Origin of the sequence: Lederbergia graminis, from assembly GCF_042655485.1 — a bacterium.
Classification (GTDB): Bacteria; Bacillota; Bacilli; order Bacillales; family Bacillaceae_C; genus Lederbergia; species Lederbergia graminis.
Genome location: NZ_JBHSMC010000001.1, coordinates 89,812 through 108,591 on the forward strand (window position 1 = coordinate 89,812; position 18,780 = coordinate 108,591).

20 protein-coding genes are annotated in these 18,780 nt (G+C 35.3%); 19 read left to right on the plus strand and 1 reads right to left on the minus strand.

What is annotated here, in order from left to right; genetic code table 11:
• Positions 1–4 precede the first annotated feature (4 nt).
• The 10 genes from xerD (at position 5) to ACFPM4_RS00560 (ending at position 9,925) form a co-directional block, all read left to right on the plus strand.
• On the plus strand, positions 5–898 hold the full coding sequence (xerD, locus tag ACFPM4_RS00515) for a site-specific tyrosine recombinase XerD (RefSeq protein WP_144919696.1): 894 nt from the start codon (positions 5–7) through the stop codon (positions 896–898).
• Positions 899–978: 80 nt separating this feature from the next.
• Positions 979–2,163 carry a phosphopentomutase gene (deoB, locus tag ACFPM4_RS00520; protein ID WP_382346459.1) on the plus strand — a complete coding sequence of 395 codons (1,185 nt, stop codon included), beginning with the start codon at positions 979–981 and terminating at the stop codon, positions 2,161–2,163.
• A 13-nt stretch (positions 2,164–2,176) separates the two neighbouring features.
• On the plus strand, positions 2,177–2,989 hold the full coding sequence (locus tag ACFPM4_RS00525; RefSeq protein WP_382346462.1) for a purine-nucleoside phosphorylase: 813 nt from the start codon (positions 2,177–2,179) through the stop codon (positions 2,987–2,989).
• A 163-nt stretch (positions 2,990–3,152) separates the two neighbouring features.
• Positions 3,153–4,295, plus strand: coding sequence for a D-alanyl-D-alanine carboxypeptidase family protein (locus tag ACFPM4_RS00530; RefSeq protein WP_144919944.1), 1,143 nt, complete (start codon positions 3,153–3,155; stop codon positions 4,293–4,295).
• 103 nt (positions 4,296–4,398) lie between these two features.
• A complete protein-coding gene (gene spoIIAA, locus ACFPM4_RS00535) occupies positions 4,399–4,749 on the plus strand; it encodes an anti-sigma F factor antagonist (RefSeq protein ID WP_144919699.1) in 351 nt (116 codons plus the stop codon).
• 1 nt (position 4,750) lies between these two features.
• Positions 4,751–5,191, plus strand: a complete 441-nt coding sequence (spoIIAB, locus tag ACFPM4_RS00540) for an anti-sigma F factor (RefSeq protein ID WP_144919700.1) — start codon at positions 4,751–4,753, stop codon at positions 5,189–5,191.
• 12 nt (positions 5,192–5,203) lie between these two features.
• On the plus strand, positions 5,204–5,962 hold the full coding sequence (gene sigF, locus ACFPM4_RS00545; protein ID WP_144919701.1) for an RNA polymerase sporulation sigma factor SigF: 759 nt from the start codon (positions 5,204–5,206) through the stop codon (positions 5,960–5,962).
• A 114-nt stretch (positions 5,963–6,076) separates the two neighbouring features.
• Entirely contained in the window at positions 6,077–7,564 is a 1,488-nt protein-coding gene (locus ACFPM4_RS00550; protein ID WP_144919702.1) for a spore germination protein, read from the plus strand.
• Positions 7,565–7,738: 174 nt separating this feature from the next.
• Positions 7,739–9,058, plus strand: coding sequence for a diaminopimelate decarboxylase (gene lysA, locus ACFPM4_RS00555; protein ID WP_382346466.1), 1,320 nt, complete (start codon positions 7,739–7,741; stop codon positions 9,056–9,058).
• 492 nt (positions 9,059–9,550) lie between these two features.
• Positions 9,551–9,925 (plus strand): GNAT family N-acetyltransferase, encoded by a 375-nt coding sequence (locus ACFPM4_RS00560; protein WP_144919704.1) that lies wholly within the window; start codon positions 9,551–9,553, stop codon positions 9,923–9,925.
• Positions 9,926–9,948: 23 nt separating this feature from the next.
• Here ACFPM4_RS00560 and ACFPM4_RS00565 read toward each other — a convergent pair whose 3' ends face one another.
• On the minus strand, positions 9,949–10,440 hold the full coding sequence (locus tag ACFPM4_RS00565) for a DUF309 domain-containing protein (protein ID WP_186324606.1): 492 nt from the start codon (positions 10,438–10,440) through the stop codon (positions 9,949–9,951).
• A 257-nt stretch (positions 10,441–10,697) separates the two neighbouring features.
• Here ACFPM4_RS00565 and ACFPM4_RS00570 point away from each other — a divergent pair, with 257 nt between their 5' ends.
• The 9 genes from ACFPM4_RS00570 to ccsB all read left to right on the plus strand — a co-directional run bounded on the left by ACFPM4_RS00570 (position 10,698) and on the right by ccsB (position 18,750).
• Positions 10,698–11,459: a segregation/condensation protein A gene (locus tag ACFPM4_RS00570; RefSeq protein WP_186324607.1), complete on the plus strand. Its 762-nt coding sequence runs from the start codon at positions 10,698–10,700 to the stop codon at positions 11,457–11,459.
• The gene (gene scpB / locus ACFPM4_RS00575; RefSeq protein WP_382346471.1) at positions 11,446–12,033 is read left to right on the plus strand and encodes an SMC-Scp complex subunit ScpB; all 588 of its coding nucleotides are present in this window, start codon (positions 11,446–11,448) and stop codon (positions 12,031–12,033) included. Before ACFPM4_RS00570 ends, scpB begins: the two co-directional genes overlap by 14 nt.
• 121 nt (positions 12,034–12,154) lie before the next feature.
• Positions 12,155–13,294: a D-alanyl-D-alanine carboxypeptidase family protein gene (locus ACFPM4_RS00580; protein ID WP_382346474.1), complete on the plus strand. Its 1,140-nt coding sequence runs from the start codon at positions 12,155–12,157 to the stop codon at positions 13,292–13,294.
• Complete coding sequence (locus ACFPM4_RS00585; RefSeq protein WP_382348097.1) at positions 13,287–13,883, plus strand: nucleoside recognition domain-containing protein; 597 nt, start codon at positions 13,287–13,289, stop codon at positions 13,881–13,883. Before ACFPM4_RS00580 ends, ACFPM4_RS00585 begins: the two co-directional genes overlap by 8 nt.
• The gene (locus ACFPM4_RS00590) at positions 13,883–14,416 is read left to right on the plus strand and encodes a spore maturation protein (RefSeq protein ID WP_382346477.1); all 534 of its coding nucleotides are present in this window, start codon (positions 13,883–13,885) and stop codon (positions 14,414–14,416) included. Before ACFPM4_RS00585 ends, ACFPM4_RS00590 begins: the two co-directional genes overlap by 1 nt.
• Before the next feature lie 107 nt (positions 14,417–14,523).
• Positions 14,524–15,264 carry a pseudouridine synthase gene (locus ACFPM4_RS00595; protein WP_144919710.1) on the plus strand — a complete coding sequence of 247 codons (741 nt, stop codon included), beginning with the start codon at positions 14,524–14,526 and terminating at the stop codon, positions 15,262–15,264.
• A gap of 96 nt (positions 15,265–15,360) precedes the next feature.
• A complete protein-coding gene (gene resA / locus ACFPM4_RS00600) occupies positions 15,361–15,894 on the plus strand; it encodes a thiol-disulfide oxidoreductase ResA (RefSeq protein ID WP_144919711.1) in 534 nt (177 codons plus the stop codon).
• Positions 15,895–15,908: 14 nt separating this feature from the next.
• Positions 15,909–17,573 (plus strand): cytochrome c biogenesis protein ResB, encoded by a 1,665-nt coding sequence (gene resB, locus ACFPM4_RS00605; RefSeq protein ID WP_382346482.1) that lies wholly within the window; start codon positions 15,909–15,911, stop codon positions 17,571–17,573.
• Positions 17,566–18,750: a c-type cytochrome biogenesis protein CcsB gene (ccsB, locus tag ACFPM4_RS00610; RefSeq protein ID WP_144919948.1), complete on the plus strand. Its 1,185-nt coding sequence runs from the start codon at positions 17,566–17,568 to the stop codon at positions 18,748–18,750. The genes resB and ccsB overlap by 8 nt, the downstream gene beginning before the upstream one ends.
• Positions 18,751–18,780: the final 30 nt, after the last annotated feature.

Here is an 18,780-nt window from a genome sequence, read left to right on the forward strand (position 1 = left end):
ATAGATGCAAGATCGATTGCAAGATTTCATTCATTTTATGATGGTGGAAAAGGGGTTAGCTCATAATACGATTATTTCTTATGAAAGAGACTTAAAACGCTATTTACAATATTTACAGCAAGTGGAAGAAATCCAAACATTGAATGATGTTAGTCGTATTCACATTGTTCATTTTTTAGCTTTTCTTAAACAAGAAGGGAAGTCGGCTAAAACAGTAGCTCGACACATAGCCTCTATCAGAGCATTTCATCAATTTTTGTTAAGAGAAAAGGCTGTTGATCAAGACCCATCCGTGCATATAGAGACACCTCATATGGAAAGAACATTGCCGAAGGTTCTGAATTTCAAGGAAGTAGAATTGTTACTGAATACACCAGATGAAACTACTCCGTTTGGGATACGAGATAAAGCAATGCTAGAGCTTCTTTATGCTACAGGAATACGGGTAAGTGAACTAATTAATCTTGATTTGGAGCATGTACATTTAACGATGGGTTTTGTACGTTGTATTGGGAAGGGAAACAAAGAAAGAATCGTTCCAATTGGAAATATTGCCGCAAAAGCAATTGAGAATTATTTACATTCCTCACGTTCAAAATTACGCTCCGCAAAACATAAAACAGAAGCATTATTTTTAAACCATCACGGTAATCGTCTCACAAGACAAGGGTTCTGGAAAATAATTAAAAAGCTAGCCGCAGAAGCAAATATTGAAAAAGATCTTACTCCACATACGTTAAGACATTCCTTTGCTACCCACTTACTTGAAAATGGAGCGGACTTACGCTCCGTCCAAGAAATGCTTGGACATGCTGATATATCAACTACTCAAATATACACTCACGTGTCAAAAACAAGGTTGAAAGATGTGTATGCCCAATATCATCCACGCGCCTAATAAAAGAACTGACAAATTACCCTGTTAACTCTTCGTTAACAGGGTATGATAATGGTATCTTAATGAAGGAGGAGCAGTTGATGGAACAAAAGCAGTTTAACAGAGTCCATTTAATTGTATTGGATTCTGTCGGTATTGGCGAAGCTCCAGATGCAAAGCAATTTAATGATGAAGGCGCCGATACGCTTGGACATATTGCAGAAAAAATGAATGGGCTCAAAATGCCGAATCTCGAAAAATTTGGGCTTTCCAACATAAAAAAAATTAAAGGGATAGAAACAGTAGAAACACCAATAGCGTATTATACAAAGATGCAAGAAGCATCGAACGGAAAAGATACGATGACGGGTCATTGGGAAATAATGGGTTTAATTACAACAGAACCATTTAAAGTATTCCCAGATGGTTTTCCTAATTCATTATTGAAAGAAATTGAACAATTCTCTGGCAGAAGCATTATTGGTAATATACCTGCAAGTGGAACGGAGATAATTGAACAACTTGGGGAAGAGCATTTGGAATCTGGTGCATTGATTGTATATACTTCTGCTGATTCCGTACTACAAATTGCTGCCCATGAGAAAGAAGTTCCAATTGATGAATTATATCGGATTTGTGAAAAGGCACGTGAGTTAACATTAGCGGAAGAATATAAAGTAGGAAGAATTATTGCGCGCCCTTTTATTGGTGAGCCAGGTAACTTTAAACGTACTTCCAACCGTCATGATTACGCTTTAAAACCATCTAGTAGAACTGTTATGAATGAGTTACAAGATGCAGGATTAGAGGTAATTGCGATTGGAAAGATTAACGATATTTATGATGGTGAAGGGGTAACAAAAGCGATTCGAACAGTTTCAAATATGGATGGGGTGGACAAGTTATTGGAGGTCATGAACTCTAATTTTACTGGTCTTAGCTTTGTGAATTTGGTGGATTTTGATGCCTTATATGGCCATAGACGTGATCCAATTGGATATGGAGAAGCATTGCAGGAATTTGATGCTAGAGTTCCAGAGATAATGCAGAGTCTACATGATGATGATTTACTTATCATTACAGCAGATCACGGAAATGATCCAACACATCACGGCACAGATCATACACGAGAATTTGTACCGTTACTAATTTATTCGAAAAAATTTGATAATGGTAATGAATTACCGTTACGTCAAACATTTGCGGATGTTGGTGCTACAATTGCACATAATTTTAACGTATCTTGGCAAGGTGCCGGAACAAGCTTTTTAACAGATTTGGTATAAAGGGGAATGCATAATGTTAGATAGAATAAATGAAGCTGCAACATATATACGCAAACAATATTCAGGTTCTCCTAAAGTTGCCCTAATACTCGGGTCTGGCTTAGGAGTACTTGCAGATAAAATAGAGCAACCTGTTAAAATTCCTTATGAAACAATCCCTCATTTCCCGTTGTCAACTGTAGAGGGACATGCAGGTCAACTAGTAATGGGAACATTAATGGGAAAAGAAGTTATAGCGATGCAAGGAAGATTTCATTATTATGAAGGCTATTCATTTAACGAGGTCACTTTCCCTGTTCGTGTGATGAAGGCTATAGGTGTGGAAGATGTGATTATTACCAATGCAGCAGGAGGGGTAAATGAACAGTTTCAACCTGGAGACTTAATGATTATTACCGACCATATCAATAATATGGGAGGCAATCCCCTAATTGGACCAAATGAATCGAGATTCGGCGTTCGTTTTCCAGATATGTCAAATGCATATAATAAAGAACATATACAGTTAGTGAAAGATGTTGCAAACAATCTTAAGATAAATGTCCAAACAGGTGTTTATGTAGGAAATACGGGTCCAGTTTATGAAACGCCTGCAGAGGTGCGAATGATAAGAACGCTAGGAGGGGACGCAGTTGGTATGTCAACTGTGCCTGAAGTAATTGTAGCTGTTCATTCTGGTATGAGTGTTATCGGAATATCATGTATTTCCAACATGGCAGCAGGAATATTAGACCAACCGCTTTCTCACGACGAAGTAATAGAAACAACTGAAAAAGTTCGAACTAACTTTCTCCAATTAATTGAAGGTATCGTGAAAGAACTTTAATTGTAAAATACAAAAGCTGAAGATTCTTCTTCGGCTTTTTTTCATGCCTTTTTGTATAAATAAAGTTAGTCTGGAGAAAATGGGGCTATGGAAAACATTTCCGTAAGAGAAGGATATTATTGGAGGGGTTAGTGTGAAAAGAATAACATGTGTATTCATTAGTATGTTTATGATTCTAGCTGTATTTTCGCAATCTGTAATAGCCGAGGAAAAACAAAGTAATCAAGTAGAACTTTCGGAAGATTCAAAGTCAGCCATTCTTATTGAGAGAGATACTGGAACCATTTTATATGATAAAAATATTCATGAAAAATTACCCCCAGCATCGATGACAAAAATAATGACAATGCTACTAATTATGGAGGCAATTGATAGTGGTAAACTTTCTTATGATGAGAAAGTGACAACTAGTGAAAATGCAGCCTCTATGGGTGGATCACAAATCTTTCTTGAGCCTGGCGAGGAAATGACAGTTAAAGAGTTACTTATGGCAATTGCCCTTGCATCTGCAAACGATGCTTCTGTTGCACTAGCTGAGAAAATTGCTGGAAGTGAAGAGGCATTTGTTGCGATGATGAATGACAAAGTAAAAGAGCTAGGACTAGAAAATACACAATTTAAGAACACGAATGGTCTTTCTGCTGAAGGTCATTACAGTTCCGCTTATGATATTGCAATGATGGCGAAGGAATTATTAAAGTATGAAGAAATAACAGAGTTTACGAAAATGTATGAGTCTTATTTACGTGAAGATACCGAGAAAGAATTCTGGTTAGTTAATACGAATAAACTTGTTAAATTTTATCCTGGTGTTGACGGTTTGAAAACAGGTTTTACAAGAGATGCAATGTATTGTTTAACCGCTACAGCAAAGAAGGATAATATGCGTGTAATTGCAGTTGTATTTGGGGCACCAACTTCTAAAAGTAGAAATGCGCAAATTTCTAAAATGCTAGATTTTTCTTTTTCTCAATATGCTACACATCCAGTGCATAAAAAAGGAGAATCTTTAGGTACTGTTAAGGTAAGTAAAGGTGCAGAAAAAAAAGTGGAAGCTGTTACCGATGAGCCTATTTCCGTTTTAACTAAAAAAGGTGAGAAACTAGATAAGCTAACGAAAGATATTGAATTAGACAAATCACTAAAAGCACCTATTAAAAAAGGCGATAAAGTAGGGACTCTAATTATAAAAAACAATGAAAAGGTCCTTGTGGAGACACCATTATATGCAAAAAATGACGTAGAAAAGGCAAAATGGTGGCAACTATTTAAGCGTTCATTCGGTTTATTTACGCAAATAAAATAGGAAATAATGACGAATTACTTCTAGTTTTGTCTTTAAGAAGGAATTCACCTACTTAAAGTAGAATTGACTCACTATACCTTAAGAGCGAGGAGGCTAATGTGTAGTGAGTCTTACAATTGATTTAGAAGTAAAACAAGATGTTCTATGTGTTCGACTAGAAGGTGAGCTAGATCATCATGCTTCGGAACAACTTCGTAAGGAAGTAACGGATGCAATTGAAAAATTTGATATTCATCACATCGTCTTGAATTTAGAAAAGTTATCATTTATGGATAGCTCAGGTCTGGGAGTAATACTTGGTAGATACAAACAAATTAAATTAAGAGAAGGCGAAATGGTTGTATGTGCAATCACCCCACCAGTTAAAAGATTGTTTGAAATGTCCGGATTGTTTAAGATAATTAGACTGGAAACATCAGAACAATTTGCTTTAGAAAGATTGGGGGTTGCATAATATGAGAAATGAAATGCAGATTCAATTTAGTGCTTTAAGTCAAAATGAGTCTTTTGCACGTGTAACGGTTGCAGCGTTTATCGCCCAATTGGATCCAACCATGGATGAATTAACAGAAATAAAAACAGTTGTGTCAGAAGCCGTAACAAATGCCATCATTCATGGCTATGAACAAAATCCGGCTGGTATTGTATATATTTCTGTAACAATTGATGATGATATGATAGATCTCATTATTAGGGATAATGGTGTCGGTATTGCAGATATTGAGGAAGCAAGGCAACCATTATTTACTACCAAGCCAGATTTAGAGCGTTCAGGTATGGGCTTTACGATTATGGAAAATTTTATGGATAAACTGGAAGTAGAATCACACCCTGGGTCAGGCACCACGATTCGTTTAATAAAATATGTAACGAAAAAAAAAGCTTTATGTAATTAAGGAGCCGCGCCTATGGATGTGGAACTTAAAAAAGATACAGATAAGGGCTTTCTAAAAGATGCCGAAGTGAAAGAATATATAAGACGGAGTCAGGAAGGTGACCAAGAAGCGAGGGATATTCTTGTAGAGAAGAATGTTAGACTCGTATGGTCTGTCGTACAACGTTTCCTAAACCGTGGATATGAACCAGATGACTTGTTTCAAATAGGCAGTATAGGTTTATTAAAATCGGTTGATAAATTTGATCTATCTTACGATGTGAGATTTTCTACCTATGCAGTTCCAATGATTATAGGTGAAATTCAACGCTTTATTCGTGACGATGGGACAGTAAAAGTAAGTAGATCTTTAAAAGAATTATCCAATCGAATTAGGAAAGCTCGGGATGAACTTGCAAAGCGAGACGGAAAAGTTCCGACAATTAGTGAAATTGCTGATTTTTTAGAGGTATCACGCGAAGAAGTAATTATGGCACAAGATGCAGGCAGAACGCCCGCTTCCATTCACGAAACAGTGTATGAAAACGATGGTGATCCAATTACTTTAATAGATCAAATTTCAGATCAAAACGAACATAAATGGTTTGATAAGATCGCTCTAGAAGAAGCAATCAGGGGGTTAGATGAACGAGAACGTTTAATTGTGTACCTCCGATATTATAAGGATCAAACACAATCGGAGGTTGCTGCCCGTCTCGGTATATCCCAAGTTCAGGTCTCACGGTTAGAAAAGAAAATATTAGAGCAAATGAAAGAACACATGGATACCTAGTAGGTGCCATGTGTTCTTTTTTTTGAATGATTGCAAGAAATTGCAGCATACTAAAGATTGATTCACAAAAACCAGTATGATTATCGTTATTAACCTGGAAAGGGAGAAGAAACGATGAGCAAAGAAGAGATTACAGCACGAAAAATCGATAAGGATCTAGATAATCTAGAACAATACTTTAAAGAACGAATTGGGCTTGGAACAAGTTTTGATGTTGGGGTAAGAAAATTAGTAGTATTAAAAAAGGATATCCATATTTATTTTGTAACTGGACTAGTAGATACGTTGTACGTGCTAGAAATCATTAAAGAGTTAGTCAATTTAAATGATCATGAACGACCAACATCAAAAATACATGAAATTGTGGAAAATCGTTTACTTCACTATTCTGTAGAGGAAGTAAAGACAACAGATGAGCTAGTAGACCAAGTCTTATCAGGTCTAATTGCTGTTGTTATTGAAGGGGATGAGAAGGCGTTCATTGTCGATGTTCGTTCTTATCCAGGTAGAACTCCACAAGAGCCTGATACAGAGAAAGTTATCCGCGGTTCGCGAGATGGATATGTAGAAAATATTATTGTTAATACAGCTTTAACTCGCAGAAGGATCCGGGATGAACGATTAAGGTTTGAAATGTTTAAAGTTGGTGAAAGGTCAAAAACAGATGTTGCAATCGGGTATATTGATGGTATTGCCGATCCACGTCTAGTTGATAAGATTAGAAAAGAAATTGAGGAAATAGATGTTGACGGTATATCGATGGCAGATAAGACATTAGAGGAATATTTAATGAAGCAGGGAGTTAATCCATTTCCACTCGTTAGGTATACGGAGAGAGCTGATGTAGGAGCTGTTCATTTATTAGAAGGACATGTATTAATTTATACAGATACATCTCCAAGTGTCATCATATCCCCCACTACTTATTTTCATCATGTCCAACATGCAGAAGAATATCGGCAATCGTCTACAGTGGGTACATTTGTTAGATGGACTAGATTTTTAGGGATATGGGCATCTATATTTATTCTGCCTTTATGGTTTCTATTTGTATTACAACCAACTATGTTACCTGATACATTAGCGTATATTGGTCCAAATGAACAATCAGAAATACCATTAGTAGTTCAATTGTTATTAGCCGACCTTGGAATAGAATTTCTTAGAATTGCAGCTATACACACACCAACACCATTATCAACCGCAATGGGTTTAATTGCTGCGGTGTTAATTGGTCAAATAGCAGTGGATGTTGGTTTATTTAATTCAGAAGTTATCTTATACGTATCCGTCGCAGCAGTAGGTACGTTTTCTACTCCAAGTTATGAACTAAGTGTTGCTAATAAAATAGTTCGGATGTTTCTATTAGTACTAGTAGCGATCTTTCATGGACCAGGCTTAGTAATCGGTGCAACAATTTTCATTATCTATTTAGCTCATTTACGTCCTTTAGACGCACCATATTTATGGCCGCTTTTACCATTCCATCCTGCCGCATTTACGCATATCATCTTTAGAAGAGCTGTTCCTGGAGCATTACTCCGCCCGAGTATTGTACATCCGCAGGATAGATATCGCCAACCTCCTAAATCGGAGAAGTAATTGCGCAATTTTTAATAGTATGGTAAAGTTTATTACACAAAAAAAGAAAGACACTTATCATAGTGTCTTTCTTTTGAAAAAACGAGGAGCAATCGAACGTATTTGTGCGTATAACCAATGGGTAGGATTATATTTTCCGGAGGACGGTTGTGTAGCCAAAATAGGGGGAGAATAATGCATTTATACGGAACTGCAACAATCAATGAGAATGGACATTTAGAAATTGGCGGGAAAGATATGGTCGAAGTTGCAGAGCAAATCGGAACGCCATTATATGTGTATGATGTTGCACTAATCAGACAAAGGGCACAAGGATTTAAAAAAACATTCGAACAATTAGGGGTAAAAGCTCAAGTTGCATATGCAAGTAAGGCTTTTTCAACTGTAGCAATGTTACAAGTAATTAAAGAAGAAGGTTTATCCCTTGATGTTGTGTCAGGAGGAGAGCTTTATACTGCTATTAAAGCTGAATTCCCTGTCGAAAAAATTCATTTTCACGGTAATAACAAAAGTGAAACTGAATTAGAAATGGCATTAGATTATCAAATCGGTTGCATTGTTGTGGATAATTTCCACGAGCTTCACTTATTAAATGATATTTGTTCAAGACGTGAGCAAAAAGTGAACATTTTAATTAGGGTTACCCCTGGCATTGAAGCTCATACACACGATTATATTCTAACTGGTCAAGAAGACTCTAAGTTTGGATTTGATTTAGCGAATGGTCAAGCAGAAGCAGCGTTGAAAATGGCATTAGAAAGTAATTACTTAAATGTTCTAGGGCTTCATTGCCACATTGGCTCGCAAATTTTTGAAACAACTGGCTTTATTTTAGCTGCGAAGAAAATACTTGAAAAATTAGCTGCTTGGAATGAAACCATTGGATTTTTACCACAGGTGTTAAATCTAGGTGGTGGATTTGGAATTCGCTATACGGAAGACGATACACCATTAGAGCCTTCTGAATATGTGCAAGCGATGATTGCAGAAGTTAAGAATGTGACAACGACATTAGGTTTACCTATGCCTGAAATTTGGATTGAGCCAGGTAGATCACTTGTAGGAGATGCAGGTACAACCTTATATTCCGTTGGCTCAAGTAAAGAAGTACCAAATGTAAGAAAGTATCTCGCTGTTGATGGTGGGATGACAGATAATTTAAGACCAGCATTGTATGATGCAAAATATGAGGCAGTTCTTGCAAATCGAGCAGATGAAAAACCACAAGAAACGGTATCAATTGCTGGAAAATGCTGTGAGTCAGGAGATATGCTTATTTGGGATTTACCACTTCCAGAAGCAGGATCAAATGATATATTAGCAGTTTTTTGTACGGGCGCATATGGTTACTCGATGTCAAATAACTATAACCGTATCCCAAGACCAGCGGTGGTGTTTGTTGAGAATGGTCATGCTCAGCTTGTTGTAAAACGTGAAACATATGAAGATTTACTAAGACTTGATCTTCCACTTAATGAGAAAACCCGTATATAATTACGGGTACAAACTGTAGGAAACTCGATTTTAATGAGTTGCCTGCAGTTTTTTTTCGGTGATGGAATAATATGAAGAAATCAGTGTCAAAATTATGGACAGCTTCGAGTCAGTTCCATAAAATCTATTTTTCGACAAAATATACGTGGTAATAATTACGGTTTTTTTACTTTTTTACGATACATTTGCTAAAATACAAAAATCTCGGTACAATGATACATATTAAGTCACAATATCCATTTTATTGCTTATTGTAGACTAAGGGGTGTTACTTTTCATTGCGTAACAAAAATTTACTTTTATTTATTTTGATCTTCATCATAACAATACTATGGGGATTTGGTTATTGGCTGTTTGTTGCACCTAATCGCTAATCATCCAAGAATTGATTTTCTTAGTGATCCATGTAAGGCGAGTGATTATTTTACCTCAGAATGAAAGATACATGTAATTTGCAACCACGGGGAAAAGAAAAAACGAGGGATCAATATTATGTTAATACGTTATAAGAAAAACTTTGAAAAGATCGCTATGGGGCTTTTATCTTTCATGCCTAATGAGAAAGATTTAAAAGTACTCCAATCTACAATGAAAAAATACGAGACAGATCCAGAATGGCAGCTTTTTTTATGGAAAGCAGAAGATACTACTATAACAGGACTAATTGGTGTCCGCATGTTAGAAGATCAAGTGGAAGTGCACCATATATCTGTTAATCCATCACACCGCCATGAAGGAATAGGGAAGAATATGCTCCATTCCTTAAAAGGAATCTTTGAAGGGAAGAAGATTTACCCTACAGATTTTACAGTACCTTTTTTTGAAAAATGTAATTTTCATAATGACGATGAGAGCTCAGAAGAATAATTTCCTTCTGAGCTTTTAAAATTTTACCTAGAAGCATATACATAATTTTTTGTTCGGTGTAATTTGTGCTTATGAATAATTTCATATGGAGCTTCATCGATTTCATCAAACCAATGAATAGCGGAATTATTACTGTAATCTAAGCACTTTTGCATTAATATAGGATTGTTTATTGGCAAGGTGATTGCTCTATATGGCAAGTTCTCTTGCAAATCTAAAAGGCTTCTCTCTAGCTTTCGCATTAATTCGTTATAGTTCAACCCGAGTTCTTCTATCTCTTTTTCTTTGTATGATAATAATAGGTGAGACTTATTTAGCATTTTGATTGCACCTATTTTATTCCCACGGCGGTAATGGTAATAGCTAACTGCAATTTGTATTAGACCAACCCATATGGATGTACGTTCTTTTCCGTTATTCTTCCAATGTGATTCTAATACTTCATGACATTCGAAGTAATCTCTATCTATGTGAAAATAATACAAATACTCTATATAAGCTAACGGGTATTTCAAAATTTCAACTCCCAACCAAAAAGCATTCAGTTAAAATACTATCATAGCATATAACGATAAATAATCTAAATGTCGTTTTTTGTCTTTTTGTATCAGTTTTTCTTCATTTTCCATTCTAACTGTTATATGATTAAGAGTGGAAAATTATCTTTATTTAAGGGATAACACAATTAATATGCATCTATCTGTAGCTCTATGCCTATAAGGTATAGCATATTGGTGTGCCCTTAATATTGTTTGAAATTTGGTGAATGAAGATGGAATATAACGTGAAAATTGAGGCCTATGAAGGACCTCTTGATTTATTACTTCATCTAATTAATAAACTAGAGATTGATATATACGATATACCAATGGCAGAAATAACGGAACAGTATTTAGTATATATACATGCAATGAAAGAATTTCAATTAGATGTAGCTAGTGAATACCTTGTAATGGCTGCTACTCTACTGGCTATTAAGAGTAAAATGCTTCTTCCAAATCATGAAGAAGATGATCTAGAGGAACAATTTTTTGAAGAGGAAGATCCTCGTGATGAGTTAGTAGAACAGCTTGTAGAATATAAAAAATATAAGGAAGCAGCGAAGAATTTAAAAGAGAAAGAAAAAGAAAGAAGCTTGATGTACACAAAGCCACCAGTAGATTTATCTCCGTATGTCGATGCTAATCAGATAGATTCTCTTCAAATGGATGTAACCATATTTGATATGTTAGGTGCTTACCATAAATTATTAAGAAGAAAAAAATTACAAAAACCTTTAACGACAAAAATTACAAATAAAGATATTTCTATTGATGAGCGGATGACAGAAATATTAGAAGAACTTAGAAAGTCTGATGTTAAACTTTCATTTTTTCATTTTTTTCCACTGAATGATAAGCGTTATTTAGTTATTACCTTCTTGGCAATGCTTGAATTAATGAAACGTAACGAAATTATTGTCGAACAAGATGGGACATTCGGTGATATTTATTTGTCGAATCGAAAGGAAGGTATTCAGGTTGGAAGAAGCTAAATTGCTAGGAATATTGGAATGTTTATTGTTTGCAGCAGGCGATGAAGGCTTATCTGTAGTACAAATAAGTGCTGCAATGGATATCAGTGAATTAGAGACAGTTACTCTAATAGACAAATTAAAGGAAATGTATGATTATGATACCTCTAGAGGAATTACGATTATAGAGCTAGCGGAAACATATCAACTTGCAACAAAGAAAGAACTAAGTGATTATTTGAAGAAGCTCGTTGAGAATCCTAGTGTATCTACACTTTCACAAGCAAGTCTGGAAACACTTGCGATTATCTCTTATAAACAACCAATAACAAGACAAGAAATTGAACAAATACGTGGTGTGAAAACAGAACGTCCCATCCATACATTATTATCTAAAGGATTAATCATGGAAGTCGGTAGAGCAGAAGGAACTGGAAGAGCAAAGTTATATGGAACAACCAATGAGTTTCTAGATTATTTTGGATTGAAAAATTTGCAAGAACTTCCGGAAATTCCAACCAAGTTGGAGGAAGATGAGTTTCAGGATGAAACAGATTTATTTTTTGAGAAGTTTAATGAACATATAGAGAAGTAAATTACAAGTGTCGGGAGATAATCCCGACATTTTTTTTATTCATATCAAAGGTGTACATGCATAGACTTGTACAAATACCTTTTCATGTAAAGGGTGAACGTGCATTTAGAGGGGCGAGAGTATGAGAGGTAGAAAAAATATAACATTCATGATCATATCTACACTTGTTTTAACTTTGCTATACAATCTTGTTTTTGCGAAGGAAAGCTCTGCGTTTAATGTTAGTGCTTCTGGTGCTGTATTAATGGAGCAGGATTCTGGCAGGATATTATATGCAACTAATCCTCATGAAGTACACCGAATAGCATCGATCACAAAAGTAATGACAGCTATTCTAGCGATTGAATCAGGAAAAATGGACGAACTTGTAACTGTTAGTAAAGAGGCTGTATATACAGAGGGTTCTTCCATATATCTTCAAGTAGGAGAGAAAATCAAGTTAAGGGATTTAGTTTATGGTTTAATGCTTAGATCTGGAAATGATGCAGCACGTGCTATTGCTGAACACGTAGGTGGTAGTTTAGAAGGATTTGTATTTCTAATGAATCAGAAAGCAGAAGAAATAGGAATGGAAAATACCGTGTTCGCAAATCCACATGGGCTAGATGATCATGAAGAGCACTATTCTACTGCTTATGATATGGCATTATTAACACGCTATGCTATGAATAATGAGGAGTTTAAAAAAATATCGGGTACTAAAGTGTATAAATTTAAACGCGAAAGTGGAATGCAACAATGGACAAATAAAAATAGATTGCTAAAAAAATATAAATATACTACAGGTGGTAAGACTGGGTTTACAAAAAGAGCAGGTAGAACGTTAATTACAACTGCTGAGAAAGATGGTACAGAGCTGATAGTCGTTACATTAAATGATGGTAACGATTGGAATGACCACATAAATATGTATGAACATGGTTTTTCTGCTTTTCCGGTAAGGAAAGTGTTAGAAGAAGGACCTATTAAAGTAAAGGTAGATGGTTTAAAAAATAGAGAGATATATATTGAGGATCCTATCTTTTATCCATTAAACGATAAGGAAACAGATGAGGTAAATATAGAATACAAGTTACTTCATCTTAATAAATTAAATAAAACATCTTCCGGGAAAATCGGAGTTGGGGTTCTATACTTTCAAAATGAAGAGGTATTACAATTCCCAGTCTTTATACGTACATTAGATACTGAAGATAGTTTACCATGGTGGCAAAAATTGTTTAACTCTTTATTTGGAAAGATTGGTGCGATCCATGATTAATTATATATGGATAGCTATGACAGTGATAGGGCTTATTTTTGCAGCTATTAATGGAAGAATGGATGAAGTGAACGAAGCAATCTTTCAATCAGCAAATGAAGCTGTAACCTTGTGTATTGGCTTAATTAGTATTTTAGTATTTTGGCTAGGAATAATGAGGATTGCTCAGGAGTCAGGTCTCTTAGATAAACTTTCTTCTCTTTTTAAGCCTTTAATAGTTAGATTGTTTCCTGAAGTACCAAAAGATCATCCAGCTGTTGGCTACATATTGTCGAATATTATAGCTAATATGTTAGGGTTAGGGAATGCAGCAACACCATTAGGCATTAAGGCAATGGAGCAATTAAAACAGTTAAACGGTGGAAAAACAACAGCGAGTAGGTCAATGATTACATTTTTGGCCTTGAATACAGCAGGATTTACACTAATACCAACAACTGTAATAGCAATTAGAATGAATTACGATTCTGCGTCACCTACAGAAATAGTTGGCCCAACTTTACTTGCAACTGTTTGTGCAACAGTAGCAGCTATTACGATAGATCGCTTTTTCTATAATCGAAGAATGAGAAAGGGCGGGAAAAAATAATGCAAATTATTTCGTTTATTTCATTATGGATCATCCCCGTCATTATCGGTTTTATTTTGGTTTATAGTGCAATAAAAAAGAAGCCTGCATATGAAAATTTCGTGGAGGGTGGTAAGGAAGGAGTAAAAATTGCTGTAACTATTATCCCGTTTTTGGTGGGAATGCTCGTTGCAATTACAGTTTTTAGAGTATCAGGAGCAATGGATTTTTTTATTCAATTGTTCAGACCTTTATTAAATATACTCGGTGTTCCAGCTGAAATCGTACCATTGGCTTTAATTAGACCAATCTCTGGAAATGCTGCATTAGGGTTAATGAGTGATATCATTTCGGTTCATGGTCCAGATTCATTTATTGGGAGACTTGCTTCTACCATACAAGGAAGTACAGATACGACCTTTTATGTAATAACTGTATATTTTGGTGCAGTAGGGATAAAGAAAATGGGAGATGCGCTTAAAGTAGGATTACTCGCAGATCTTGTTGGAATTACAGCAGCAATAATAATTGTTACATTTTTGTTCAGTTCTTAAACTGGACTTTTTTTTATGCATGCAAAGTATTGTTTCTTTGAATTTTACCTAACTTATGTAATAATTCATACAGTAAATGCCGGATAATGAATATTGAGGTGAAGTAAATGGAACGTTTACAAAAAGTAATAGCACAAGCAGGGATTACATCCCGAAGGAAAGCGGAAGAAATGATAAAAGAAGGTAAGGTTAAAGTTAATGGTAAAGTAGTTAAGGAGCTTGGTACAAAAGTATCCTCTTCAGATAAAATTGAAGTCAATGAAATTCCTATAAGTCGAGAAGATAAAAAGTATTTCCTTTTTTATAAGCCACGTGGTGTTATCTCTGCCGTAAGTGATGACAAAGGAAGAAAAGTAGTGACAGATTATTTTCCACATGTTAGTGAACGAATCTATCCAATTGGAAGGCTTGATTACGATACTTCCGGATTAATAATTCTTTCTAATGATGGTGAATTTACTAATTTATTAGCTCATCCCCGATATGGTATACAAAAATTGTATATTGCAAAAGTAAAAGGGATACCAACTAAAGAATCGTTAAGAAGATTAGAAAAAGGTATAAAACTAGAAGATGGTATGACTGCTCCTGCGAAAGTTAAATTGAAATCGATCGACAAGAGCAAAGGAAGTGCAATTATTGAGATAGTTATCACGGAGGGTAGAAATAGACAGGTTAGAAGAATGATGGAAGCAATTGGACACCCAGTACTTAAATTAAAACGGGAGCAATATGGTTTTTTACATTTGCGTGGCTTGAATGCAGGTGAGTTTCGAGAGTTAACTCCGCATGAAGTGAAACAATTGCGTCATCTAGCTGAAAATGGTGAAGGCAGAAATCTTGGTTAGAAAGATTCACATAACCTTCAAAACAATAACAATGGATATAAATCCGTTAATGATATAATGGATTCGATAAGAATCACAGCTAGGGGGTATTTGTGAATGGCCAACAAGAAAAAAAAGCGCCTTGTTATTAGAACCATCATATTATCAATTATGGCTATTGCGGTTGCCTATACATTATATGCGAGCTTTACGAAAGACAAGCATTCTAAAGTGACAGTAGGTGATAAAGCGCCAAACTTTTCATTAGTGGATATGAACGGTGATCGGCATGAGCTGTCTGATTATAAAGGAAAAGGCATTTTCTTGAATTTTTGGGGCACTTATTGTGAGCCTTGTAAAGATGAAATGCCAGATATGGAAAACCAGTATAAAGTGTATAAAGATCAAGGAGTCGAAATTCTTGCTGTCAATGTAGGGGAACCTGATTATTTCATAGAAAAATTTCTAGATAAATATCCTCTATCATTTCCAGTATTAAAAGATAAAAATCGTGATGTACGAGATGTTTATAATATATACAATTTACCTGCTACTTTTTTAATTAACCCAGAGGGAGAAATAATTAAAATAGAGGAAGGTCGTCTCACGGAGGAGAAAATTGCAGCAATGATGGAAAGTATTAAGCCATAAGGGGAGACTAAGTTATGAAAGAAATAAAATGTGAGTGTGGTCATGTCAACCCAATCGGTACTATTCTATGTGAATCCTGTGGAAGAGCGTTAACCGAAAAAGCGAAAAAAGAAAGCTTACATGATATGCGCTATGAAGGAAGTGCACGTAGGTCACAGACGTATAATAAAACGATAATAGATAAAATATGGAACTTTTTTTCATCTGTTAAAGTTGGTGTCTGGTTAATTATCATTACGTTAATTGCCTCTGCACTTGGAACAATCCTACCACAAATAATGTATATAACACCTAATGTTGACCCACATACATATTATTCGGAACATTATGGTGTATTTGGCTCTATTTATTATTTACTAGGTTTTCATGATTTATATAAATCATGGTGGTATTTATTATTAGTAGCTTCAATTGGAGTTTCACTTGTTATTTGTAGTTTGGACCGTTTTATTCCACTATACCGAGCATTAAAAAATCAGCGAGTAAGTCGCCATGAGGGCTTCCTGAAAAGACAAAGATTGTTTAATAGGGTAGCTGCAACAGAAAGTACGAAGGATGATTTTGCAACAATTAAACAACGCTTAAAAGAAAGTCGCTATAAAATTCGTGAAGAAGATGGCAATATTCTCGCCGAAAAGGGGCGCTTTTCTAGATGGGGTCCTTATGTTAATCATATCGGATTAATCATTTTTCTTATTGGTGGTATGTTGAGATTTGTTCCAGGAATGTATATCGATGAAGAGTTATGGTTACGTGAAGGAGAAATCAAAACAATACCAGGTACAAATGATGAATATGCTCTCGAAAATAAAAAGTTCACAATGGATGTATATGATCCGGAAACAGATAGAGAAGTTTTTGGTGATGCGATAAATCGGGCTGGAGTAGTTGTGAAAAATTTTCAATCTGACGTTGTCCTGTATAAAAGAGATCCTGATATGATTCTTGGTGAAAGTGAAGGATTAGAAAAAATTGATGAATTTCAAATTCGGGTGAATGAACCATTAAAATTTGATAATTATGCCTTATATCAAATGAGTTATAAGATAAATGAATTTCATAAAATGACATTTAATTTTCTTGAAAAAGAATCCGAAAAAATAATTGGAGAAGTTACGATTGATTTATTCGATCCTCAGCACGAGTACGAAGTTAGCCCTGGTTATAAGCTAGAATTAATGGGTTATTATCCGGATTTCTCAGGATTTGCTGAGAATGGCGAACCACAAACAAATTTAACAGTACCAAATAATCCTGCCTTTTTATTTAAAATGTTCTCACCAGAGCACCCAGAAGGGGAAGTTAGTTTTGCTGCAATACAGCAAACTGTTGAGCCTCTAGGAGAAACAGATTATAAAATGGCGTTTAAATCGATGTCTACTCGAAATGCAACGGTATTGACGGTTAGGAAAGATTTAACATTATGGATTCTTTCCCTTGGTGGTGCAATTTTTATGATTGGTGTTATTCAAGGTTCATATTGGAATCACCGAAGAATTTGGTTACAACAAGTGAACGGTGACGTATTGATTGCTGGCCATACGAATAAAAACTGGCATACATTAAAGCGTGAAATTAACAAGATAATTACAGATACAAGTATTCCAGAACCTATGGATCAGCAAGAAGAGAAAACAAATGGTAAAGAAAGTGGGAAGACAAATGACGACCTTGCTTAATACAAGCAGTAATCTTTTAGAAATTTCCTTTATTCTCTATTTAATCGCTACCTTGTTTTTCGGTGGTGGAATTCGTGATAAGAGAAATCGTGAGAAAAATGATAAGCCTAATACATGGTCGAAAATTGGGATAATTATCACCATCATCGGCTTTGTTTCTCAGGTCGGTTACTTTATTTTACGCTGGATTGCAGCTGGACATGCACCAGTAAGTAATATGTTTGAATTTACAACGTTCTTCGGAATGATGCTTGTTGGAGCTTTTATCATTATTTATTTTATTTACAAAGTAAATACTCTCGGATTATTTGCACTTGTTGTAGCGATGTTAATGATTGCATATGCAAGTATGTTCCCATCCGATGTTAGTCCATTAATTCCTTCATTACAAAGTCATTGGCTATATATCCATGTTACAACCGCAGCAATGGGTCAAGCGATATTAGCAATTAGCTTTGTAGCTGGGATTATATATTTATTAAAAGCTGTAGATACAACACAAAAAGGTAAAAGAACTTTTTGGCTAGAGGCTGTTATGTATACTCTCGTAGTCACAGTGGGATTCATCATTATTTCAACAGCATTTTCGTTCGCAAATTATCAAGCTGATTTTGAATGGATTAACAAAGATGGAGAAAAAGTGGTTCAAAATTATAATTTACCTGCATTAATTGGACCTAATGAAGGTGTACTATTAACCGAAGATAGATTAGATCCTAGTATCCATATGCCGGCAATCATTGATGCTAAACGATTTAATACACTCCTTTGGTCTATTTTAACTGGTACAGCACTTTATTGGTTAGTAAGATTAATAACTAGACGTAGAATTAGTACGTTATTAAAACCACTAGTCAAGAAGATAAACTTAGATTTATTTGATGAAGTAGGTTATCGTTCTGTACTAATTGGTTTTCCAATCTTCACACTAGGTGCTCTTGTATTTGCAATGATTTGGGCACAAGAGGCATGGAGTAGGTTCTGGGGTTGGGATCCAAAAGAGGTATGGGCTCTCATCACATTCTTATTCTATGCGGCTTTCCTCCATTTAAGATTATCAAGAGGATGGCATGGCGAAAAATCTGCTTGGTTAGCTGTAATCGGATTTGGTATTATGATGTTTAATTTAATCGCAGTCAATCTAATACTTGCCGGATTACATTCATATGCGGCATAAGTAGAACCCCATAAAGTAAGAGCTTTTGTT